The sequence below is a fragment of the Exiguobacterium sp. UBA7533 genome (assembly GCF_002479335.1).
Lineage (GTDB): Bacteria > Bacillota > Bacilli > Exiguobacteriales > Exiguobacteriaceae > Exiguobacterium_A.
Map to the genome: position 1 here is coordinate 179,923 of NZ_DLMP01000002.1, position 24,730 is coordinate 204,652.

Here is a 24,730-nt window from a genome sequence, read left to right on the forward strand (position 1 = left end):
TCAAATTCAGTTTGGTATAGGGAAACATTATTGCGCTTTTGTTAATTACCTAGTTCGAAACAAAATGATTTCTCTAGACCCACTCGATTTCCGACTGGTACGATGAGGTTTGCTAATCGCAGAGAAAGTGGGGGCGACGAGAATGGAACAACAAAAATACGATAATCTAAAACGCGGCGAACGCGGTGCGATGATCAGTATCGCAGCCTATATCTTGTTATCATCTTTAAAATTAATCATTGGTTATACAGCAGATTCCGCCGCACTCCGGGCGGACGGTTTGAACAACGCGACGGACATCATCGCGTCGATTGCCGTCTTAATCGGCTTACGGATCTCACAACGTCCTGCAGATGACGATCACAAGTACGGACACTGGAAAAGTGAGACGATTGCCTCGCTCGTAGCTTCCTTCATCATGATGGCAGTCGGTCTCCAAGTCTTGATCGATACGATCTCGACGTTATTCGAAGGCAAGCAGGAATCGCCTGATGTTCTTGCAGCGTACGTCGGAATTGGTTCAGCTCTCGTGATGTACTTCGTCTATCGTTACAATAAGAAGTTATCCGAGGAGATTGAAAGCAAAGCCGTCATGGCGGCAGCGAAAGATAATCTATCCGATGCTTGGGTCAGTGTCGGGACGACGATCGGGATCGTCGGATCACAGTTCGGCATGCCCTGGCTCGATGTCGTGACCGCGATCATCGTCGGCTTCTTGATCTGTAAGACAGCGTGGGACATCTTCACGGAAGCGTCACACGAACTGACAGATGGCTTCGATGAGAAGAAACTGAAGATGTACGAAGATGTCATTTTCGATCTCGAAGGTGTCAAAGGCATCAAGTCAATCAAAGGACGTAACTACGGCAACAATGAAGTCGTCGATGTCGTCATCCTCGTCAACTCCACCTTGAACATCCATCAAGCGCACGATATTGCGACACGTGTTGAGGATACGCTGACGGAAGAATACGGAGTCTATGATATCCATGTTCACGTCGAACCCGAATGAATTCAAAAACGTCTTTTCTACGCTGACAGTAGAAAAGACGTTTTTTTATGGCAATAACTCGATGTGAAGAGCCAGTGCTCCGTACTATTGCTCGGCTTCCGCTGAATAAATCGTATAAGTGGATGTTACGAGTTCATCGATTGACCAACTGACGCAGTCGATGGATTCCTGTCTCATCTGTCTCCACTCCTTCTCTACAAAAGCATAGAAAAACTATGTGATTTTTCACATCGCCTTTTCGTTGACAACTAGAAATAATCAGCGTATTTTAATTCATATAAGTAATTGTTCCTTTTGGAACGATTTGAAATGGAACAAGGAGGCGAAACAGGATGGAGCAAACGGAAACGGTTCGTTCAACGGCGATGATGCAGTCGTTTTGGAATGTACAACGACATCTCGTTCGAGCAGCACACCAGACGGCGCAGGAAAACGGACTCAGTTTACCGCAATTTCATAGCTTGATGACGATTGCGCCACGTGGACCGATCTCGCAAAAAGCACTCGCGACACATACGCATTTACCAAAGAGCACACTAAGTCAGTCGATTGAGGGCCTCGTTCAGTCCGGTTGGGTCATTCGGGAGACGAATCCTGAAAATCGACGAGAAGTCGTCCTATCGCTTAGTGATCAAGGACAACAATTCGTGACGGAGATTCAAGAACAAGAGAAGGGGATGCAACGTCAGCTCGAACAGGTCCTTGAGACGATTGATCAAGAGGTGTTCGACCAGATGCTTGCGACGCATGCTCAGATTGCAGAAGGCATCGGACGTATCTTACAGCCAGAAATGAAAGGAGGATGCTCGGATGATTAAGTTACTCAAACGGTTGACGGTCTATAAATGGGCAGTACTCGCGGTGCTCGTCTTGGTTTTCGCACAATCAATGTCTGATCTCTATTTGCCGACACTGATGGCAGACATCATTGATAAAGGGGTCGTCACCGGCGATACCGCCTACATTTGGAAAATTGGTGCCGTCATGCTCGGGATTACCGGTATCGGAGCGTTAGCTGCAGTTGCCGCCAGTTATTATTCATCGAAGGCGTCGATGGGGCTCGGACGGGATATCCGTCGCCAAGTCTTTAACCATGTTGAACGATTTTCTCTGCAAGAGTTCGACCAAGTCGGAACGGCGTCATTGATTACGCGGACGACGAACGACATCACACAAGTTCAACAAGTCGTCATCATGATGTTACGGATGGTCGTCAGTGCACCAATCATGTTCATCGGTGGATTGATCATGGCCGTCTCAAAAGACGCCAAACTATCGCTCGTCATCGTCGCTGCGATGCCGGTTCTTGTGCTTTCAATCCTATTGATTTTGTGGAAAGGGGTTCCGTTGTTTGGAAAGGTCCAAAAGCGACTCGACCGACTGAACCTTGTCTTGCGGGAGAACTTGACGGGGATCCGTGTCATCCGCGCTTTTAACCGGGAACGCGATGAGCAAGTCCGGTTAACGAAAGCAAACGCCGATTTGACAGAAGTCTCGATCAAGGTCAATAAAATCATGGCGTTTTTGATGCCGGTGATGATGCTCGTCATGAACTTGACGGTCGTCGGTGTCATTTGGTTCGGGGGCATCCGGATCGATAATGGTGGTATGCAGATTGGGGACTTGATGGCGTTCATCCAGTACGTCATGCAAATCATGTTCGCTCTCGTCATGGCTTCAGTCATGTTCGTCATGATTCCGCGGGCAGCCGTCTCGGCGAAACGGATCAATGAAGTCCTCGAGATGACACCAACGATGACAGATGAGGGAACACAAACCGCTGACCGTGAAAAAGGAACGCTCGTCTTTGATCGTGTCACGTTCCGTTACCCAGGAGCTGAGACACCCGTTTTATCCGATATTAGTTTTACGGCACGACCAGGTGAAGTGACGGCTGTGATCGGTGGGACCGGTTCCGGTAAATCAACGCTCGTCAATTTGATTCCCCGTTTTTATGACGTGACGGAAGGGGGCATTCGCGTCAATGGCGTTGATAGCCAGGACGTACCGCAAGAGGAACTGCGGTCGAAAATCGGCTTCGTTCCCCAAAAGGCATTACTGTTCACGGGTACGATCGCCGAAAACATTCGTTTCGGGAAAGAGGACGCGACAGATGAAGAGGTCGCGCATGCAGCACAAATCGCGCAAGCGACGGACTTCATCGAACGGATGCCGGACGGTTACGATGCGCGGATCGAACAAGGCGGATCGAACGTCTCTGGTGGGCAAAAACAACGCTTGTCGATTGCTCGGGCCCTCGTTCGTCGACCAGATCTATATGTCTTTGATGACAGTTTTTCAGCGCTCGACTTCAAGACCGATGCCGCTCTTCGGAAAGCGTTACGGGAAGAAACACGCGAAGCGACGGTCTTGATCGTTGCTCAACGTGTCAGTACCGTCATTGATGCCGATCAAATCATCGTCCTTGATGAAGGGAAAGTCGCTGGAATCGGCACGCACGACGAGTTGTTTGCGAACAACGCCGTCTATCAGGAAATCGTTAAGTCACAACTATCAGAGGAGGAAATCGCATGAGTGAGAAGAAACGACCTGCCGGCGGTCCTCCGCCTGGTGGTCCCGGTGGCGGAAATATGATGATGCTCGGAGAAAAACCAAAGGATTTCAAAGCAACGTTCCGTCGTTTGCTTCGGTATTTGCGTCCGCGTCGGACGGCACTCATTGGTGTTTTCCTTGCAGCCATTCTCAGTACGGTCTTCATGATTGCCGGTCCGAAAATCATGGGCACGGCGATCACGGAATTGTTTGAAGGGGCGTATGCGAAATTCCAAGGTGTACCAGGAGCAGAAATTGATTTCACGAAAATCGGACAGATCCTCTTGTGGCTCGCTGGACTGTATATCATCAGTAGTCTGTTCAATTACTTGCAACAGTATTTGATGTCGGGCATCGCTCAAAAAACAGTCTACGATTTACGTGAGGACGTCAACCATAAACTCGAACGCTTGCCATTAAAATACTATGATGGTCGTCCGAACGGGGAGACACTCAGCCGTGTGACGAACGACATCGATACGATCGGGAGTACGTTACAACAAAGTGTGACTTCATTCATCACGTCGATCGTGACAATCGTCGGGATTTTAATCATGATGCTGACGATTAGTCCATTGTTAACACTGATTTCACTTGTCTCGTTGCCGGTCTCGATTTTTGCGATTCGTCCGATTTTGAAACGATCCCAAAAATACTTTGCCGATCAACAACGGACACTTGGTCAGTTGAATGGACACGTCGAAGAGATGTATACCGGACACTCTGTCGTCAAGGCGTTCGGACATGAACGCAAAGCGGTCGAGCAGTTCGATGCCGTCAACGAGGAGTTGTATGAAGCAGGGCGCAAAGCGCAGTTCATCTCCGGGATCATCATGCCGATGATGATGTTCATCGGGAATATCAGTTACGTCCTGATCAGTATCGTCGGTGGGATTCTCGTCACGCAACGGGCCATCTCGATCGGGGATATTCAAGCGTTCATCACCTATACACGTCAGTTCACGCAACCAATCACACAGACAGCGAACATCGCGAACATCGTCCAATCGACGGTCGCAGCAGCGGAACGTGTCTTTGAATTACTCGACGAAGCAGAAGAGATCAAGGAAGTGACGACGCATCGTCTTGCGCAGGCTGAAGGAGCCGTTGCATTCGAACACGTTGATTTTGGTTACGGAAACGATCTCTTGATCGAGGATATGAACATTGATGTCGCACCGGGACAAACCGTCGCGATCGTTGGACCGACGGGTGCCGGTAAGACGACGATGATCAATCTATTGATGCGCTTTTATGAATTAAACGGCGGGACGATTCGAATTGACGGTATCGATACCCGTGAGATGTCACGCGAAGACTTACGGACGACGTTCGGTATGGTCTTACAAGATACGTGGCTCTTCAACGGTACGATCCGAGACAATCTTGCTTACGGTAAAAATGGAGCAACCGAAGAAGAGGTTATCGCGGCAGCGAAGACCGCACATGCTGATCACTTCATCCGGACATTGCCGGACGGGTATGATACCGTCTTGAATGAGGAAGCTTCGAACATCTCGCAAGGTCAGAAACAGTTGTTGACGATTGCTCGGGCAGTTCTTGCCGATCCTCCGATCATGATCCTTGATGAAGCGACTTCTAGTGTGGATACACGGACGGAGGTCTTCATCCAGCAAGCGATGCGACGGTTGATGGAAGGACGGACGAGTTTCGTCATTGCTCACCGTCTGTCGACGATCAAAGACGCTGATTTGATTCTCGTCATGAATCAAGGGCGTGTCATCGAACAAGGTACTCATGAGGAATTACTCGAGGCAGATGGATTTTATGCGGATCTGTACAACAGCCAATTCTCTGAAAAAGAAGTCGTATGATATAAGGCAGTGTCGTCATGTAGACGATGCTGCTTTTTTTAGAAATGATTATTACAAGTGTGTATTTTCACATACCGCAGTTATCCAATTTCTTGTAGGAAAAACAAGAACCGCCACATTCTGGTACAGGTAAGGGTTTAACAAATCCTTTAGCTGGGGAAATTAAAGAAGTGTCAGAAACATATAATTTTATCTTAGGTGAAGGAGTGTGAAAGGATGAATAACATTTGGAACGGAACGTCGTTGAACCTGAACGGCATTCTCGGATCACTCGGCAACTTGCTTGGAGCGATCATCGTCTTTTTAATTGGATGGCTCATTGCTAAGCTGATTGCGAACGGGATTCAAAAAGCGTTAGAGAAATCTGGAGTCGTCAACAAGTTATCGCCTCAAAAAGAAGGGGCGCCACCAAAGAAGAAAAAGTGGACACCTGAAAAAATTATCGGGACTGTCGTCTTTTGGGTTCTCATGGTCTTCGTTCTAATCTTGGTCTTCAATATCCTTAATCTGAACATCATTGCGGGACCACTTGCGGATACGATGAGTACATTGCTCGCGGCAATCCCAAATATCCTGAAAGCAGCCCTTATTCTCCTCTTGGCATATGTCATTGCGGTCGTTCTCCGCATGATCATCGTCAAAGCAGGTACGAAGCTGATGGCGAACGACAAAGTACGTTCGAACAAGATGCTTCAAGGTCAGACAGATCTTTCAACTTATCCAAAAATCGCAGGGGAGATCGTCTTCTACCTCGTCTTGCTTCTGTTCCTACCAGGTGTACTTGGTGCGTTGAACATTGAGAGTGTCTCACAACCGTTTAGCCAATTGTTATCGTCATTCCTTGGATTCATTCCACGCTTGATTGCTGCGGCAGCCATCTTCTTCGTTGGCTTCCTCGTAGCGAAAATCGTCCGCGATATCGTGACGAATTTCCTTCATGCTGTTGGAACGGATAAATTTGCATCTCGCTTCAATCTTGGGTCAAATGATCAAAAAGATTCGAAATCACTGTCGTCGATTCTTGGAACAGTCGTCTTCATCTTGATTCTGATTCCAATCACGATTTCAGCACTTGATCAATTAAATATTAAAGGAATTACAGGACCAGCGATCAACATGTTGAACGATGTCCTAGGTATGATTCCGAATATCATTGTCGGTGTCGTTCTGATTCTTGTCGGTCTTTATGTCGGACGTTTCATCAAGAAATTCGTTACGGATCTCCTGTCACGTCTTGGATTCAACAACCTAACACGTCACTTGAAAATCGGGACGTGGGATGCGAACCAAGCGTCTACATCACCAGCTTCCATCGTTGGTGCACTCGTTGAGATCGTCATCGTCGTTCTCTTCGTCGTCGAAGCCTTCAACTTGATTGGTCTTGATTTCATGGTCGACCTCGGTCGTGCCGTCCTTGCTTTCTTGCCAAGCGTCTTGACAGCGATCATCATTCTCGCGATCGGTATCATCGTCAGCAACCTTGTCAAACGTACGATGGACAGCCTGTTCGGTAACTCTGAACTGAAAGTCCTCTCAATCGTTGCGAAGTATGCGATTCTTGCACTTGCTGTCTTCATGGCACTTGATCAATTGGGTGTTGCGGATACAATCGTCAACTCAGCCTTCATCTTGATCCTTGGAGCACTTGCGCTTGCTTTCGGTCTTGCCTTTGGTCTCGGTGGACGTGATAATGCATCGCGTTACCTCGATCGTTTGCAAAAGAAAGCAGAGAACACGGAAGTCGACACATCGAATCTTCCAAGTAAGTCTGCATCGACTTCTTCTTCACCAAGCTTGAAAGATGCAGCAAAAGGTGCTGCGTCACAAGCAGCGGATGATGTCACACCAGATCGTGCACCACGTTCAGCGCGTTCATCTTCAACAGATGAAACGACACATGGTACACCAAAAGGTGCGTTGCCAGAAAATGATTTAGCACAACAAGATGATTATCCGATTGACCCAAATGATCATAAAGGGCCAAACCTCGATCATCCGAACAATCGTCCAAACCTCGATCACCCTAACGATCGTCCGTAATGAGAGTACGCCCTTTCCTCTAACTTTAGGGGAAAGGGTGTTTTTGCGTTGATGCATCAAAGCGTTGTCGTATTTTCACAAAAGTGGTTTGACCACTTTGTGAAAAAATACAGAAAAAAAGACTTATCGAACCTGACATCGTTTGTTATGATTAGAAAGTCAATTACCTCAATGATTTGAATATTCAGAAAAAAGAGAAAAGTTCGGAGGATGAAACATGAGTTTGCTTCGCAAGAAAGATGTCAGTGTAATGATGGATATGAAACAACATTCCAAACTGGCACGTCATTTATCAGGGTTTGACCTTATTTTACTTGGAATCGGTGCCATCATCGGAACCGGAATTTTCGTTCTAACAGGAACGGGTGCTCTTTATGCTGGACCAGCTTTACCGATCTCATTCATTATTTCTGCAGTCGTCTGTGCACTCGCAGCCCTTTGTTATGCTGAATTCTCGTCGATGATTCCTGTTTCAGGTAGTGTATATACGTATACATACGCAACGATCGGGGAACTTGTCGCCTGGATCATCGGGTGGTGTTTGATCTTAGAATATGGACTCGCTTCAAGTGCCGTTGCAACTGGCTGGTCAGGGTATTTCCAGTCGCTCTTAGCAGGTTTCGGCGTCCATTTACCGACGGCTTTAACAGCTGCGCCAGGAGCTGTACCGGGAAGCGAGACATTCTTTAACTTACCGGCATTCTTGATTTTAATGGTCATCACGCTCTTGCTTTCACTTGGCATTAAAGAAACAAAACGCGTCAACAATGTCATGGTACTCGTCAAAGTTGCCGTCGTTGTTCTTTTCATCGTCGTCGGGATTTGGTATGTCGAACCAGGCAACTATAAACCATTTGCTCCGTTTGGTATGAGTGGGATCTTACAAGCTTCGGCGATTGCCTTCTTTGCGTACCTTGGGTTCGATGCGGTCACATCAGCGGCAGAAGAAGTCAAAAATCCAGGACGTAACTTACCAATCGGAATCTTGGGATCGCTTGCGATCGTTACCGTTCTATACGTCGTCGTTTCGGCTATCATGGTCGGAATCGTTCCATTCAAACAGTTCGAGGGTGTCGATAGTCCCGTATCGCTTGCGTTAAAAGTCGCAGGTCAAGACTGGGTTGCTGGATTCGTCGACTTAGGTGCCATTGTTGGTATGACGACGGTCATCCTCGTCATGACATTTGGTCTTATTCGTCTCTTGTTCGCGATGAGCCGTGACGGACTTTTACCGAAAGTCTTCTCGGATGTTAATGAAAAATCACACACACCAGTCAAAGCGACATGGATTCTCGGAACAATCGCTGGTTTGATTGCTGGATTCGTGCCACTCGGTACACTTGCTGAATTGATCAACATCGGGACACTAGCAGCATTCGCGCTCATCTCAATCGCAGTCATCATTCTGCGCCGGACGCGTCCTGATTTGAAGCGTGCCTTTAAAGTTCCGTTCGTACCAGTCTTACCGATTCTATCAGTCCTCGCTTGTATCATGTTGATGGTCAACTTACAGAAATTCACATGGATTGCCTTCTTCGTTTGGACAGCAATCGGACTGCTTGTTTACTTTGGTTACGGACGTAGCCGTTCTAAAATTCAATAAGTAGGGCACCCTTGGCGACAAGGGTGTTTTTGTGTGCAGGAAATCGCAAGAAAGATAGCGAAACTGCTCAGTGGAAAAGGAGGTTTTTCGATGATTCATATTCAACGCGCGCCTGACTTAAAAACAGCATATCAAACGATGCAGGATGGATTTCAAGATTATCTGATTCCGCTGCACTTATCAGAAGCAGAGTTTCAGAAGCGAATTCTCGAGCGAGACGGAAACCAGTTGGAACATTCGTTTATTGCCTACCATGGAGAAAAACCGGTTGGTCTTTGGCTGAACGGTTGGAAGGAAATCGATGGTCAACACATCATGCGATGTGGAGGGCTGGGCATTTCACCGCAGTATCGACTACTTGGCATTGCAAAAGCCTTGTACCAAGCGCAACTGAGCCACGCTAAGGAAATCGGAATGGATGAACTGATGCTTGAAGTCATTCAAGGGAACGATCCGGCGATTCGATTGTATCAATCGCTTCACTACAAGATTGTTGGAGAAATTGGATATTTTCATTTAACCGATGAACATCAAAAATCCGCTTTGCCAGCGATCGAAGAAACAGAGTTCTTAAAACAGTATCGTGGACAAGGAGAATACATCTGGCAACAAGATCCTCATGTCATGCAACGCTTGCAGGCGAATTATTATCAACTCGAGGAAAGTGTCGTCGCTGTAGCGGAGGCTGCTTTATTGTCGGTCGTCGGTCCAACAGAACATAAAGCAAGGCATGCGACAGAAGTCGTCCGCCATTTACCGGGAACGACCTATCATTATCAATCGACAGATGTACAAGTGTGGGAAGCATTACGTGCTGAAGGATGGATACAACGGGATTTGAAGCAATACATCATGCGTCAGTCACTAAAATAAGAAGGGAATGATTTTAAATACAAAAACCCTTAAATTTTTATGTATGCTACTTTAAGATACAAAAATATAAGGGTTTTATTTACTTAGGTAAGTGTCACTTTACAAAGTAATTCGTCTTAGAGCTATAGGCGTTCCATTCTTGAACTCCTTTTTTATATGTTTTGCTATTAAAACTTGAGGATAAGAATGAGTGTTCTTTGCCTTTTACCCATTTTCCTTTAGATAATTTTTTATCTTGGAACAAAAAGCCGACTTTGTCTCCAGCATTCGAGTAGATTGGAACTTGTAACAAGTCACTTTTCATCTTAGGTCGCATACCGTAAGACATGAATGTTCCTGGATGACGAATTAATTTTCCGTTTTGAATCGAGAATGTAGTTAAACTCATGTAAGAAGGTGTTTCTCGGAAAGAAAGTGAAAAGACAGTCGGATTACCGGATACATTTTTCAATTTCCCGCTCGTACGAAAATCGTGAGTAGCAATCACATACGGAAAATCCTTCGAGAATGTATAGTGGTAAGCTGTCGACTTGTTATTTACGTACAGAGAAAACTTCCCAGTGCATAACGAATCCTTTCCTTTCACCCACCAAAAGTCGTCTACTGTCGCTTTTCGGCAGGATGCTGCTTTAGATTGAACAGATACAGTATACTTTTTGTTTTTTGCATCGACAATCGTATACGTCTGTTTGACAGATTTAGGAGCAGCAGCTTCTGTCGATGAGATTAATGAAAGACTGAGGAGTATGGACATTCCAGCAATTACAAGTGGTTTCATCTGAAAGCTCCTTTCTAAAAATGAATTTATTCCATTTTATAACAAATGAAAAAACGCCGCTATCCTTTAACGGCGTTTTTTGTAGTCTTCAATCATTCGAGCGTGAGAACCGACCAAGTGATCGGGTAAGTCGTCTAGCGAAACGAACTGAAGTTTGATGCTTTCGTCACTTTGCTTTAACGTTCCGATCGGATGTTCACCGATATAGGCGAGAGTGACGCTTTGAAAGACGTCTCCGTTCGCTAAGGTCGTTACGTATTGCGGACCGGAATAGACATCGAGTAACGTCAATCGTTCGACTTCCAGTCCAGTCTCTTCGAGGAGTTCCCGACGAGCGGTCTCTTCCGGTGATTCCGCCCATTCCATTAATCCACCAGGCAAACCGAAGCGAGCTTGTGCTTCGTTCCGTTGTTCCAGCAAAATGTGTTCATGTTGCACGACGAGGACAACGGAACCGACGAGAATGACCGGATCGTGACCGATTTTTCGACGTAACTGTTCGACATAATTCATTTCAATACTCCTTGGTGAAACGGACAACCCGTCACAGGCGCTGTCTGTGTTGGTTTTGGAAAGAAGTTCGGTCGTTTGATTTCTGGGTCGTAATCTTTATGGAACATATGCGTCGTTGCACCACTCATCGGTGGTACGAGCCAGGACCATTCCCCGGTGACATCACGACCGCATGCCGCTTCATTTTTTTCGAAACGAGCGAACTGTTTCGCAGCGGTATGGTGATCGACGATCGTAACACCAGCGCGTTCAAAAGATTCGAGTACGGCGACGTTCAGTTCGACGAGCGCTCGGTCTTTCCAGAGTGAACGTTCACGCGATGTGTTCAGACCGAGTTGCGTCGCGACGAGCGGCAACAGATCGTAACGATCCGTATCGGCGAGGTTACGAGCGCCGATTTCTGTTCCCATATACCAACCGTTGAACGGGGCACACGGATAAACAATACCGCCAATCTCAAGCTGCATATCAGCAATCATCGGTACGGCATACCAGCGGACTTCGCGACCATCAAACAGGTCATAGTCAGGATGTGTGATGCTGACTTCGAGCACGAGCTCGTCTGGAATCGGATGCAGACTACGTTGTCCATCGAGTTCAATCAAGAGAGGAAGGATGTCAAACGGTGTTTTTGCCCCTGTCCAGCCAAGTGCTTCACATTGTCGTGTCAGTTGGACAGAAGCCGGATCGCCGATGATTCCTGTTGCAGTCTCATAACCAGCGTAGCGAATCAGTTGGTGATTATGCAGCCGCACACGTGTCGGATGAAAAATCGTGATCGTCGAGCGAATTCGTCCTTCATTCGTCGCGAACTGTATATGCTCAAATAACGCGTCGCGGACCGCTTCGACGGTCAATGCATCCCGCGCGTCAAAGACATGAAGTTGCTCCCAAAAGAGGCGTCCCACACATCGGTTACTGTTGCGCCAAGCGAGCTTAGCACCGAACGCGAGCTCGGAAGCCGTCTGTTCATATGTTCCTGTCGTTTGAATCGAACGGATGACTTCTTGCTGACGTCCGGACATTTCGGGGTATTGCTCTATATAAGAAGTAAAGAAGCGTTCTGCTTCGGATTGAATGAATGGGTCCACGAATCGAAATCCTTTCTGAAAAACAAGCACGATACAATCTCTGTTCCTAGTGTACCCCGCGAAGAAACGAAGCGCCAAACTTGAATGATGTATAAGGTTGTTATAAGTTCAAAAGACTCCCAAAAGTTTAAATAAGTTATGAAATGGGGGATAGTGTAGAGAATGAGTTGAAAGTGAGGAAATTTGTATGTCTTTAATCAAACCTGTATTTGCCCGTTTTTTTGGTGAAGCCTTTTTTGATAAATCGGCTCAGCTCGCCTATTATCTGATGTTGTCCTTATTCCCATTCTTATTATTTGTGGTTGGGATCGTCTCGTTCTTACCGTTTACGTCGGAAAACGTGCTGGATTTGATTCGACCATTTGCTCCAGCAGAAACGTACGACTTGATTCAGCGGAACGTCGTCGGAATCTTTGATCAAGGCGGCTTTAAGCTTGCCTCGATCAGTTTCATCGCCGCTTTTTGGCTTGCTTCGATGTCGGTCCAGTCACTTGTCCGCTCGCTAAATGATGCGCTCGAAGTGACACGGAAAGCACCGTTTTGGCGCGGGCTGTTGCAAGACTTCGCCTTTACAATCGGGATGATGATCATCTTACCGATTTCATTGATTGTTCCGATTTCAGAGAAACTAACACGACGTTTCATCAATCATTTTTCAATCGTTGCTGATTTCGTAACGAACTACTCATGGATTTGGTTCTTATTCCGCTGGGGACTCGGGACATTGTTCTTACTTGTCTTTTTCATTTTATTATATCGGATCTTACCGAGTGTCCATTTGACGGTTCGTCAGGTACTTCCCGGGGCAATTTTCGCGACGATTGCTTGGCAAGTCGTTTCGGAATTCTTCTCTTACTACGCTGAATTTGGGAGTTACGACCGTCTTTACGGTCAGCTTGCCGGAATCATCGTCTTGATGACATGGTTCTATTTATCGGCTGTTGTTTTGATGTTAGGGGGACTGATGAATGCGGAACGCATGCGTCAGAAAAAAGAAGCAAAAATCATGAAGCCGCAAAAAATCAAAGAAGAAAGCGTGCGTTAATCATTTTGAACACACAAAAGCAGCTGACGATGTGTCAGCTGCTTTTTATTAAAAACATATATCTTAGTAGGATCATAGGAAGAGATAAATGAATGTGCTTCATTTAAGCACATGCTACGACAAGCCAGCATCAGCGCGTTACAGTTAAATAAAATAACATCCAATAAACGTCACGCGACGTAAGCTAAATAAAGGAGGCGAAGGGAGATGAAGAAACGAATGTGGACAGTTTTATCCGTCATTGGTCTCATCGTCGTCATGGTCGGGGGATACTTCGTGTTCCAGCAACAGCAGGCAAAATCAAGTGGTAGTAAGAAATTGAGTTATCAACCGGAAGAGACGGCAATCTTAGCTGGAGGATGCTTCTGGTGTATGGAGCCACCGTTTGAGGAGTTAAAAGGAGTTAAATCGGTCATTTCCGGTTACACGGGCGGTGATGTTAAAAATCCGACATACAATCAAGTATCGGCGGAGACGACAGGGCATCGGGAAGCGGTGTTAATCACGTTTGATCCAAACGTCATCTCATATAAACAATTACTCGATGTCTACTGGCGTCAGATTGACCCGACAGATGCAAACGGTCAGTTCGTTGACCAAGGGGAATCGTACACGACAGCGATTTTCTACACGAATGAAAAACAAAAAGAAATTGCAACGCAATCGAAACAGGATGTAGAGAAACAACAGGTTTTTGATGAAAAAATCGTCACACCATTGATTGCAGCAGGTCCTTTTTACGAAGCGGAGGCATACCATCAGGATTATTATTTAACGAATGAGAAAAAATATAAGTTTTATCGGGCAGCTTCTGGACGCGATGACTTTATCAATCGCTACTGGAACGATCAACCAAAACTTAACCTTCCAACGTATCCAAAATTATCGGAAGCGGAAATTAAAAAGAAACTAACCGCAATCCAGTACGAGGTGACACAAGAAGATGGGACAGAGCCGGCATTTGATAATCCGTATCATGACTTAAAGGCAGACGGGATTTACGTCGATCTGATTTCTGGTGAACCACTGTTTTCATCAAACGATAAATATGACTCGAAGACAGGATGGCCAAGCTTTACGAAACCACTTGAGCCGGGGAATATCATTGAGAAAAGTGATTTCTCAATCGGCATGAAACGGATGGAAGTTCGGAGCCGACATGGGAATGCACATCTCGGACACGTCTTCTCGGATGGTCCGAAACCGACCGGACTTCGGTATTGTATGAACTCGGCTGCTTTACGTTTCATTCCGAAAGAGGAATTGAAACAAGAAGGATACAGCGAATATGTAGCAGATTTTAAATAATCATTAAAAGGCATTCAATGCGTGTGAGCATTGAGTGCCTTTCCTTTCAAAATTGTAAGATACATCCATAAAATAAATATCCATTTTATCCATATACTGTTTATAATCAAGGTAAAGTACGTCCATTTTGAAGGAGGAACATCTGTGAAGAAACTGATGATTTGGGTCATGCTGAGCTGTCTGATTTTGACGCTTGGAGTAGGACCTACGACAGCAAAGGCGGAGACTGCCCTTGCTAAAGCAACGCTTTTGAAAGCAGGTCAAGAGACGACGCTTGAAACAGGAACGGAAGAAAAAAATACATATTGGTACCGCGTCAATCATGAAGCGGGTGTAGAAAAAACTGCCTCTCACTTCGAGTTATCAATCGATACGGATCAACCTGTTCAAGTAACAGCTTATCCAAGCGAAGCGATGGCTGCAGAAGACGATACGTTTGATCGTTACCGGACAGAAGCAGAGCCAAATGAAAAAACACCGACAAAACTAGCTGTTCCATACGCATGGGATGGACCGTATTATGTCAAAGTAGAATATTACCCGAACATCGAAGAAGGGAAGACGACAAAAGCAGCGCACGCTAAACTAACGTATAACAACGTCAAATTGCCGGTTGAGTATGAACCGATCAATGATATCAGCTGTATGGCAGAAGAAGCGCTCAAGCAAACAAAAGAAGAAAAGCCGATGCTTGCGCTCATGCACTCAATCCAAAAGCAAGTATTGAGCCAATCGGATGCAGGCCGTGCTTTGACATCGCTTTACTACAAAGCGTCGCCTTATGTCGTCAAAACACTTTTATTTAACAAAGATAAGCGTCAACAAGCATACGAAGATTTAAAAACATTGAAACCAGCGATGGAAGCACTCGTGCGTGGAACTTCATACACGTTGACGAAAGCTGATCAACAAGCTGTCGATCGTCTTTACAAATTATCACGTGAAGCGTCACCTACTGTGATTGCTGAAGAGATTGATGGATATGCAAATAAAATGGATATCTCGAAATTAAGTGGTAGTTCGTTAAGCGAAACATTCCAGTCGATGGGTATGAGTATCCAATCAAAAGAAGCAACACGTTACATCGTCAAACTAAAACCAGGTAAGATGAACCGTTCGATGAAGATTGCGGGTGTTCAAGCAAATGATGTAGAACGTTTATCCCTTGGCAATGCAGGAGACTTCGTCATCGTGACGGAAGATCCAACTGTTAAAGGTCAATCAGCGGCAGCATTAAAACAATCACTCAATCGTTCTTCAGCCGTTGAGTACGTTGAGAAAGTTCAGACGTACCGTGCGACAAGTGATATCAACTTCGACTACCAGTGGGCCGTCAATAAAAAGACTGCTTTTGAGCAATTTGATAACGTTGGGATCGGCTTTGAAGCATTCCAACAACGTTTTGGAACGAAAAAATTAGCTCCTGTTAAGATTGCAGTCATCGATACAGGTGTTGATTATCGTTTGAAGGACTTACAAGGCAAAGTTGATATCGCAAACGAAAAGAACTACGTTTCTGTTAATGGAGACGGGGACGCAATTGATGACAATGGTCACGGGACACACGTGGCAGGTGTCATCGCAGCAACGATGAACAACGATTATGGTATCCAGGGAATCCATCAATCGGCACAAATCCTGCCGGTTAAAGTCTTGAATGCGAACGGTGAAGGGGAAACAGACGCCATCGCACTCGGGATTAAATATGCAGTTGATCATGATGCAAAAGTCATCAATATGAGTCTTGGTGGCGGTGAGAGCCGGACGATGGCTTATATGATGAAATATGCAGCAGATCATGGTGTTACGGTCGTAGCTGCTTCAGGAAATGACTACGACATGATGGTCGGTTACCCAGCGAACTCGGAATACGCGATTTCTGTCGGAGCGACGAACCCTCTCGGAATGGTCGCGGATTATTCAAACTATGGTGTTGGACTTGATGTCGTAGCGCCAGGATCAAAAGTGGCTAGTTTGATTCCAGACGGTAACACGGTTTACATGGATGGAACAAGTATGGCTTCGCCACATGTTGCCGCAGTAGCGGGTATCTTGAAATCACTAAATTCGAAACTGACACCAGCGCAAATCGAACAAATCTTGCGTAAGAGTGCAGAACCGCTTGCGTTTGAAAATCCGAATGACTGGTATGAATTTGAAGATGAGGACGAAGATGGTGAGAAAATTGAGCCTGAGTTCCCAGCTTACGTCAGTCCAGTCGCTGGCTACGGGAAAGTTAGTATTCCACGTGCGATCTCCCAGTTGAACTTGAACGGGAACGTCAATGATGTCTACGATAACCAACTAGTTGTTTCTGGAACAGTCAAGACAGGGACGAAAGTTGAAGTGTGGGCAGCTGTCGTAACAAAAGATAAGAATGGCAAAGAAACAACAACGAATAAAAAGTTAGCTGCAACAACAGCACAAGCAGGAAAATACAGCGTCAAGATTCCGCGTCAAAACCAAAAAACAGTTCTGACGGTTCGCTATGCGAATGGATTAGACGTCACATCGGAACGGACAGAAGTCCTTCCTGGAAAAGCACCAAAAGCACCAAAAGTGAATGCGATTCTTGCCGGTGCGACAAAAATGACAGGTACAGCTCTTGCGGGCGGTACGATTACAGTCAAAGATGCGAAACAAAAGAAAATTGCAACAGCGAAAGTCGATGCAAAAGGTAAGTTCAGCGCGAAATTGCCAAAGCAAGTTGGTGGTTCAAGCTTGATCGTTACGGTGACGGATATTGCAAAACGAACAAGTAAACCGACGATCGTAAAAGTCTTACCAGCGCCAACTGCACCAAAAGTGAAATCAGTCTATGCCGGTCAAACGAAAGTAACCGGAACAGCTGAAAAGAAACTGAGCGTCTACGTAAAAGATGCGAAGAAAAAAGTCATCGGAAAAGGAACGGTTTCTTCTAAAGGAAACTATTCCGTCAAAATTCCAAAGCAAAAAGCAAAAGCGAAACTGTCGGTTTACGTTAAGAATACACGCGGACAAGTGAGTCCTGTAACGTCTGTGACAGTGAAAAAAGCGAAAAAATAAGAGCATGAAAAGACCTTTTTTCGGGTACATTCCGATAAAAGGTCTTTTTTTGTACATCTTAGCTGTTGCTTCGAAAGCGTTTCTATTATATTAAAAGAAACAAATGAAAAAGCATCATTCAATGAATGATGAGGAGGATACATTCATGATGAATTGGATTCGGCGACGAATCGGTCGGCAGTTGCTGACGGTTTTTTATGCGGTACTGATCGTAGTATCGATTACTTCGTTCTTTGTCTATGACTACATGGAAGGGCGAATTGAAACGTCTAAACAAAATTTAGAAACGATCAGTGAACAAAATCGCCGAGCCAACGATTTATGGGACAATTGGCAAACTGTTCAGTTCGGTTTACGAGGGTTTGTCATCTTTGGAGACCAGGATCGGTTTGACGAGGTTCAAGCACTTCGAACAGATATTAAAAGTGAGACCGATTGGTTCATGAGAAACGCAAAAACGGATGAAGAAGAAGAATTCGCGGCACAAATGACGAATTTATATGAACTGTACTATGACGCCTTATTTCCGCTGACCCAGTCTTACGTCAATGAAAAAAAGGCGAATCGAATCAACGAGGATTTTTTACAAGGGAACAGTCTATTTTCCTTACCAATCGCGAAACGTCTCGTAGAACAAGGACGATTAAAGCCAACCGCAGACGGTTCAATCGATATTACACCAGATATTGAAAAAGCATCTGCAGCGCTTGACGAATACCGGACGAATTTAAGTCAACAGCAAGAAACCGCTGTCGGGGAATTGCGGAGTGAAGTTGCAAAATCACAATGGATTTGGATCTCAAGTATCGTTGTGCTCGTCGCATTCATTCTCTTATTCGTTCACCCGTTCCTTCGCCGGATGACGCGGCAGTTGTTACGATTAGTAGACGATAATCAAAAACTTGCTCGCAAGGAACCAATTGAAATCGATAAGACGACAGAAAAACGTCCAGACGAAATCGGATTATTACGTGCTTCCTTTAATCGGATGGTCGTGACGACGAATGCTCATACGGATGCGATGCAAGGTAAAAATGAAGAATTACAAGCGCAAAGTGAGGAATTGCTCGCGCAACAAGAAGAACTGCAGGCGCAACAAGAGGAACTCGAAGAAGCGTATCAAACGACGAAAAAGAATGAGGAAAAGTTGCGATTACGTAGTGAACTAACAGAGGCACTTGCCGTTCGCGAAACTGTCGAATCGTATCCAGCAATCGTTCAAAAGATGATCGATATCACTTCTTCAGAGTACGGTGCTCTATTGCTTTATGAAGAAGGGCAGTTTATGGGTGCAACCACAAACGGCATGACGATGGACTATTTAAAAGATCTCCTGAAAGATGAGATGTCCGTCATCAATCGATCTGTTCGCAAGATGGAATTCGTTCAATCGGAGAAGCGCGTTACACGTGAAAAAGAGCATCCGTATTCCTTTAGTACGTATGAGGTGACGATTCCGGTTCAAGATCCAGAAACGCATGAATTGATTGCTGCCATCTATCTCGTTCGCTACAAATCTGCATATAAAGGACAACAGCTGACGGATATTCGCGAGTTTGCGCAACAAATGACGCTTTCACTTCTACGGACGCGTTCTTATGAAGGAATGCGTCAGGAAAAAGAAAAGACCGAGCAAGTGTTGGACTCAATTCGAGAAGCGATCATTTATCTCGAGGATGGAAATGGAGAGTTATACGTCAACCGTCCATTGTTTGACTTGATTCCAGAACTTCAAACGGAATTCACAGTAGATCGGACGTTACCTTCGAGTGAGTACGTCATCGATGTGATGCGTCAGTTGGTGGATGATGTTGAAGCCTTTAATACGTATCTGGATTTAATTCGTTCCGGTAAGATTTCACCGGACAAAGTCCGATTTGATGTTCGAAACAATACGGCGCATCTAGAAGTCTACGCGGAACGCATTGATGTCGTCGGGGGATGGAAGGGAATCATTCTCGTCTTACGGGATATTACCCGGGAAACAGAAGCCGATCGTCTAAAAACAGAACTTGTCTCGACTGTGTCACATGAATTGCGAACGCCGCTCTCATCGATTTACGGTTTTACAGAGTTGATGCTAAATCGAAAGATCGATGACTCAAAACAGCAGAAGTATCTAGCGACGATCCATAATGAGACAGAACGATTATCGAACCTCGTCACGGACTTCTTAGACGTTCAACGGATGCAGTCGGGTGGACAGTTGTACCAAATGGCACATCTTGATTTGCTCAGCCTAACTGAACAAGTGATGTCCCTGTATGACGCTTCAAGTGAACGACACGATCTTCATTTGCAATTGCTCAGTCCGGACCGTCCGTTCATCTTAGGAGATGAGGACCGAATCAAACAGCTGATGAGCAACTTGATCAATAATGCAATCAAGTATTCTCCGGATGGTGGACGTGTGGATGTCTGGATTGATACGAAAGACGATCAAGCCATCATTGAAGTGAAGGATGAAGGAATTGGGATTCCACGCCACGCATTTACTCATTTATTTGATAAATTCTATCGTGTCGATAATTCCGATACACGTCGAATCGGTGGAACGGGACTCGGCTTATCAATTTGTAAGGAAATCGTCAAAGAACATGAAGGCGTCATCCACGTCGAATCTGAAGTCGGAAAAGGCAGTCGCTTCATCATCGTCTTACCGCTCAGTTTAAGTGAATCGATCGATTCGACAGAAGAGAATCGACGTTCTAGTTAAAGAAAACATGATGTATTTCTGTTAAACCGTGTTCAAACCGCTTAGGTGTGAACACGGTTTTTGCTTACGTTTAAAAAGAGTAATCTTGTCAAAAATATTTTTAATAAAATAAAAAAAGAGTGAATAAACAGTAATCGTGAACCGATATACCTATAGGACAAACGAACTATGGTTAAAAAAGGAAAGGGGGGATTCGTTATGTATCAGAAATGGTTGGGAGTCGTCATCGGTTGGTTACTCTTTCATATCGGCTGGGTGACGTGCGTTGGAACGGATACATTTATCGGACAAGTCGTCAACAGTCTGTTCACGATCGGTGGTGTGATGATCTCCCTCTATTTGATTTGGCAGGCACAACGACGTCAGACAAGACGCCCTTTTACTTATCGTTTATTTCTTCTTTTATTGTTCGCTAACGCCATGCTTGGATTAGGCGAATGTGGACAGCTTCTATATTTTCTACAAGGACGAACGCGAACGGAACCGTTTGACTGGATCGACTTGATCTTCAGTCTTCAAATCTTGATTTATTTGATCGCTTTTGGTTATTTTCTTCGCAATCGACGACGCGAGGTCAACTTGCGTGTTTTTTTATTCGATGAGTTCATCATTCTAGTCGTTGCAGGGTCGCTCTCATGGCACTATTTAGTGACACCGTATTTAGAAGCGAATACGCTGCTGACGATCGAAACGATTTTATGGCTTCGTTATCCGATCGGCGATTTATTATTACTCGGTGGAATGATTGTCTTGTTTTTTGGTTTGATGAAGCGTGGCAATGGTGGCTCGTTGTTATTAATTTTACTCGCTTTTCATTTTCAGTTACTTGCCGACCTTCTATACGTCGTGCTAGAACGATTTGATTACCCCATCCCTTCGAGTTGGCTCGATCCGTTATGGTTAGCGACTGTCATGATCGTCGGATTAGCAGCTTATCGTTTTGATGCTGAGGAATCATTCGTCAGCTTTGATGTCGCTCGGAAATGGATCGATGTCTTGCGTTTGATTACGCCATACGTATTCTTGTTAATTCTATTCGTGACGATGGCACGGCAAACAATCAGTTGGAATGGTTTGACGATTGGTCTGATGATTGCGATTCCGTTATTAATTTCCCGTCAAATTCGGATCGTCGTTGATAATCAACGACTGCGTGAAAACCTTGAGGCGAAGGTAGAGGAACGAACGGAAGCACTAGCATCTGCCATGGAAGAGATGCGGCACATGGCGTATCACGATGCTTTAACAGGGTTACCGAATCGGTATCTGTTTGCACGATTGTTTCAAGATGCCTTGTACCGAGCGGAAGCGAGTGAAGGACAAGTCGGATTATTCTTTATCGATATCGATCACTTCAAAGAGATTAATGATACGTACGGACATCGTGTCGGAGATCAGCTCATCATCGACGTCACGGCACGCTTACAAAAGAAACTACCGCCTAATACGGTCATTTCGAGACAGGGTGGGGATGAATTCATCGTCTTATTATTTGACGTTGAACAAGAATCAGAAGTCGTGCAGTGTGGAGAACACCTGGTTTCCTTGTTTCAACAGCCGTTTCATCATGGCATCATTCCACTTCCTGTGACGGCAAGTATTGGGGGCGCGATTTATCCTACACATGCAGCCTCTCGATCGGACTTGATTGAGCAGGCAGATCTTGCAATGTACGAAGCAAAACGTCGGGGGAAAAATCAATTTTGTATGCATGATTCGACGGTGACGAAGGTATAAATGAAATCATATACTAAAACACGCTCGTATACTGATCCAAACGGACCAGTCATACGAACGTGTTTTTTGATGTATATCATTTCTTTTGCGAACGGGCTAAGAACGTTTCAATAACGTCCGGCTTGGTCACTGCTTGATTACAAGCATCACTATCGATACACATATAATGACCAATCGTTTGATGCTGTTCAGTCGAACGGCGTGTCGTGACAGTTACGAGTGTAATATCACTATACGTATGACAAATCGCACAAATCCCTTTTTGAATCGATGGTAGATAGGTACCTTCTACGCCAATCCATTCACCATTCAAGGGATAGACGAAATATTTTTTCCGATTTCCGGTATCGTTCCAGCTTAAAAACGTCGTGTGTGTCCACTCAAAGGAGTGAAGTGGCGGAACGTGTAGCTTTTTCGTTTTTTTAAAGAGCTGTCGGATTCGTGATTCAGAGATGGTCGGAAATGGTTGGACGAACGGCTCCACACGTGTCAAATACATGAGAAGATCCTGTTCGGATTCAGCGTCACGAATGTTCGTCAACAAGATTTCCTGTTCCGGTGTAAGTACTGGCAATAGATCAAATATCTTTTCAGCGGCACTGTACCGAACAGCATCACGAACATCGGGGTCATGAACGGCTGCGAATTGATGTTGCAGCAGCTCGACTTGATTCCGAATGAAATTGTATTGATGGGGTAGTAAAAATGCGTCCATTCTGGTTCCTCCTTTTCCTTTCATCGTACCGGAATTTGGCAACAGAACAAAGCGACATTTTAGTTTTTCGGACTCCTACAGCGGGAATTAAATAACAGACTGAACGAGGAGGTGAAAAGGGACGTGCAGTATTTAACATTTTTACGCTTGATGAATGTAGGAGCATTCCTCTTTGCAATGCTAGCACGCGTCGTTTGGCAACAGCCGATGACCATTCTTAAGTTACCTCTTGTTCCGGCACCATTCTTTGACGCCATTGCCGGTGTCGTGTTTACGACATTATTGATTTGGTGTATTCGACCGGTACGTGCCTTCCCTGCGGATCGAGAACTGATTGAAGATATCGGAGGGTGGCTTGCATTATCACTCGTGACGCTTGGAATCAGTAGTATGAGTGGCCCCCCTTGGGAACTCGTCTCGACGACGATTTCTTTCATCAGCCTTTGCTTAGTCTATATGAAAATTCAACACCATCCCCGGCGTTCGCCGTGGATGCGCTCTCCAGTTTCAGTATTGCTTGCCTGGATCAGTACGATGCTATTGATTTTACCGTTTCGGATCTTATCGGATTTTCAGTTCACTTCTCTATTCAGTCTTTCCGAACGCCAATGGAGCACGAGTGCGCTCGCACTAGCTGTTATCGGTGGACTCCTGTTCATCGCAATCCATTCAGATTGGGTATTTGGTCTCGCACTCATCTGGTATTTAGCTGGACTATTGTTTAACGAACGTCTCATTCTCTTGCAACAGATCGTAGCGGGAATTGGCATAATGTGTGTTTTACTCCTATGTTATTACGTCTTTCAGAAACGTCAACGTCTTTTTCGACAGCATTCACCAAAGTCTTCTTCGTCCTAGTTATGTTTTAGGTGAATTTGGGGTATATCCCATATAGCTGTTATAAAAGGGGGAGGCGTGCATCATGGGGAAAAAACAATGGATTGGTGTCTATCAGAATGAAACGGATTTAATTCGTAAGATCGAGGATTTACATTTTGCAGGTTATCTAGAAGAGGATCTATATATCGTGTTGCAAGACAAGACTGATATGGCGATGTTACGTGGGCAATCGGCGGCGCAACTCGTCTCTGGAAAACGGACGCTGTTTGAGCGGTTTACAGGCAAACCAGCTTCGGCTGAGGAAATTCAAACTGCTTTTACGGAACTTGGATTGCCGGAGGCAGATATTCGGCAACACGTCTTACGTGTCCAGCAAGGCGATTATGTCCTGTTGGCAGACGAAGCAGGGGCTTCTCGTCCTGCGCCGGAACCAAAAAGTATTCTGGAAACAGAGCCAGAGGGAATCGAAGCGGAACGAAAACTTGATCACGAAAACCGTGCCCTTGAAAATGAAAATGATCGGATGTTGTAAGAGAGTCGTGCGGAAAGGATGAATCTTGATGGAGAGCCAATATCATACGATTTTGGTAGCAGTCGACGGATCAGAGACAGCAGATTTAGCATTTGAGAAGGCAGTGAAATTTGCCAAACTTGATCATGCTAAACTCGTCATCGCCCATGTCATCGATATTCAGACGTTTGCTAACGTACGTGCCAATAAACGTTTCATTGATCAAAACGTTACCGAATATGCACAAGAATTGCTCGATCGTTACGAAAAGCGGGCACGAGAAGCAGGTGTCGAGATAGTTGAGCTGATCATCGAAAATGGCTCTCCGAAAACACTGATTCCAAAGGTCATCGCACCACGCGTTGGTGCGGGTCTGATCGTCTGCGGAGCAGTCGGGATGAATGCGATGGAACGAATCATGATTGGGAGTGTTTCTGAAAACATTTCCCGTTATGCAAAATGCGATATCTATATCGTCCGTCCGAAAACCTTGAAGTGACATAAAACAGCACACA

19 protein-coding genes are annotated in these 24,730 nt (G+C 45.3%); 15 read left to right on the plus strand and 4 right to left on the minus strand.

What is annotated here, in order from left to right:
- The first annotated feature begins 142 nt into the window (after window positions 1–142).
- The 7 genes from B2U10_RS05050 (at window position 143) to B2U10_RS05080 (ending at window position 9,916) form a co-directional block, all read left to right on the plus strand.
- Window positions 143–1,012, plus strand: a complete 870-nt coding sequence (locus tag B2U10_RS05050; protein WP_053452503.1) for a cation diffusion facilitator family transporter — start codon at window positions 143–145, stop codon at window positions 1,010–1,012.
- 332 nt (window positions 1,013–1,344) lie between these two features.
- Window positions 1,345–1,830 (plus strand): MarR family winged helix-turn-helix transcriptional regulator, encoded by a 486-nt coding sequence (locus tag B2U10_RS05055; protein ID WP_047391683.1) that lies wholly within the window; start codon window positions 1,345–1,347, stop codon window positions 1,828–1,830.
- Window positions 1,823–3,547, plus strand: coding sequence for an ABC transporter ATP-binding protein (locus B2U10_RS05060; protein ID WP_290786085.1), 1,725 nt, complete (start codon window positions 1,823–1,825; stop codon window positions 3,545–3,547). The genes B2U10_RS05055 and B2U10_RS05060 overlap by 8 nt, the downstream gene beginning before the upstream one ends.
- A complete protein-coding gene (locus B2U10_RS05065; RefSeq protein WP_290786088.1) occupies window positions 3,544–5,400 on the plus strand; it encodes an ABC transporter ATP-binding protein in 1,857 nt (618 codons plus the stop codon). Before B2U10_RS05060 ends, B2U10_RS05065 begins: the two co-directional genes overlap by 4 nt.
- Window positions 5,401–5,616: 216 nt before the next feature.
- Window positions 5,617–7,440 carry a mechanosensitive ion channel gene (locus B2U10_RS05070; protein ID WP_056063872.1) on the plus strand — a complete coding sequence of 608 codons (1,824 nt, stop codon included), beginning with the start codon at window positions 5,617–5,619 and terminating at the stop codon, window positions 7,438–7,440.
- Between the two features lie 217 nt (window positions 7,441–7,657).
- Window positions 7,658–9,043 (plus strand): amino acid permease, encoded by a 1,386-nt coding sequence (locus B2U10_RS05075; protein ID WP_035411158.1) that lies wholly within the window; start codon window positions 7,658–7,660, stop codon window positions 9,041–9,043.
- Window positions 9,044–9,133: 90 nt separating this feature from the next.
- Window positions 9,134–9,916 (plus strand): GNAT family N-acetyltransferase, encoded by a 783-nt coding sequence (locus B2U10_RS05080; RefSeq protein WP_290786093.1) that lies wholly within the window; start codon window positions 9,134–9,136, stop codon window positions 9,914–9,916.
- A 94-nt stretch (window positions 9,917–10,010) separates the two neighbouring features.
- On the opposite strand, the gene B2U10_RS05085 is transcribed toward B2U10_RS05080, so the two are convergent.
- The 3 genes from B2U10_RS05085 to B2U10_RS05095 all read right to left on the minus strand — a co-directional run bounded on the left by B2U10_RS05085 (window position 10,011) and on the right by B2U10_RS05095 (window position 12,298).
- Entirely contained in the window at window positions 10,011–10,694 is a 684-nt protein-coding gene (locus B2U10_RS05085) for a hypothetical protein (protein ID WP_290774476.1), read from the minus strand.
- Between the two features lie 66 nt (window positions 10,695–10,760).
- Window positions 10,761–11,207 carry an NUDIX hydrolase gene (locus B2U10_RS05090; RefSeq protein ID WP_035411156.1) on the minus strand — a complete coding sequence of 149 codons (447 nt, stop codon included), beginning with the start codon at window positions 11,205–11,207 and terminating at the stop codon, window positions 10,761–10,763.
- The gene (locus B2U10_RS05095) at window positions 11,204–12,298 is read right to left on the minus strand and encodes a nitric oxide synthase oxygenase (protein ID WP_056064102.1); all 1,095 of its coding nucleotides are present in this window, start codon (window positions 12,296–12,298) and stop codon (window positions 11,204–11,206) included. The genes B2U10_RS05090 and B2U10_RS05095 overlap by 4 nt, the downstream gene beginning before the upstream one ends.
- Before the next feature lie 187 nt (window positions 12,299–12,485).
- Here B2U10_RS05095 and B2U10_RS05100 point away from each other — a divergent pair, with 187 nt between their 5' ends.
- From B2U10_RS05100 to B2U10_RS05120, 5 genes are all read left to right on the plus strand, one after another.
- Window positions 12,486–13,343 carry a YihY/virulence factor BrkB family protein gene (locus B2U10_RS05100; protein WP_035411153.1) on the plus strand — a complete coding sequence of 286 codons (858 nt, stop codon included), beginning with the start codon at window positions 12,486–12,488 and terminating at the stop codon, window positions 13,341–13,343.
- 207 nt (window positions 13,344–13,550) lie between these two features.
- A complete protein-coding gene (gene msrB, locus B2U10_RS05105) occupies window positions 13,551–14,651 on the plus strand; it encodes a peptide-methionine (R)-S-oxide reductase MsrB (protein WP_290786096.1) in 1,101 nt (366 codons plus the stop codon).
- Between the two features lie 144 nt (window positions 14,652–14,795).
- A complete protein-coding gene (locus B2U10_RS05110; protein ID WP_290786099.1) occupies window positions 14,796–17,696 on the plus strand; it encodes a S8 family peptidase in 2,901 nt (966 codons plus the stop codon).
- Between the two features lie 145 nt (window positions 17,697–17,841).
- Window positions 17,842–20,412: a HAMP domain-containing sensor histidine kinase gene (locus B2U10_RS05115; RefSeq protein WP_290786102.1), complete on the plus strand. Its 2,571-nt coding sequence runs from the start codon at window positions 17,842–17,844 to the stop codon at window positions 20,410–20,412.
- Window positions 20,413–20,610: 198 nt separating this feature from the next.
- On the plus strand, window positions 20,611–22,149 hold the full coding sequence (locus tag B2U10_RS05120) for a GGDEF domain-containing protein (protein WP_290786104.1): 1,539 nt from the start codon (window positions 20,611–20,613) through the stop codon (window positions 22,147–22,149).
- Between the two features lie 76 nt (window positions 22,150–22,225).
- On the opposite strand, the gene B2U10_RS05125 is transcribed toward B2U10_RS05120, so the two are convergent.
- Window positions 22,226–22,864: a FusB/FusC family EF-G-binding protein gene (locus B2U10_RS05125; protein WP_035411141.1), complete on the minus strand. Its 639-nt coding sequence runs from the start codon at window positions 22,862–22,864 to the stop codon at window positions 22,226–22,228.
- Window positions 22,865–22,987: 123 nt separating this feature from the next.
- Here B2U10_RS05125 and B2U10_RS05130 point away from each other — a divergent pair, with 123 nt between their 5' ends.
- The 3 genes from B2U10_RS05130 to B2U10_RS05140 all read left to right on the plus strand — a co-directional run bounded on the left by B2U10_RS05130 (window position 22,988) and on the right by B2U10_RS05140 (window position 24,714).
- Window positions 22,988–23,722: a hypothetical protein gene (locus B2U10_RS05130; protein WP_035411138.1), complete on the plus strand. Its 735-nt coding sequence runs from the start codon at window positions 22,988–22,990 to the stop codon at window positions 23,720–23,722.
- Between the two features lie 64 nt (window positions 23,723–23,786).
- Entirely contained in the window at window positions 23,787–24,236 is a 450-nt protein-coding gene (locus tag B2U10_RS05135; RefSeq protein WP_035411135.1) for a general stress protein, read from the plus strand.
- Between the two features lie 28 nt (window positions 24,237–24,264).
- Window positions 24,265–24,714: a universal stress protein gene (locus B2U10_RS05140; RefSeq protein ID WP_290786107.1), complete on the plus strand. Its 450-nt coding sequence runs from the start codon at window positions 24,265–24,267 to the stop codon at window positions 24,712–24,714.
- The last annotated feature ends 16 nt before the right edge of the window (window positions 24,715–24,730 follow it).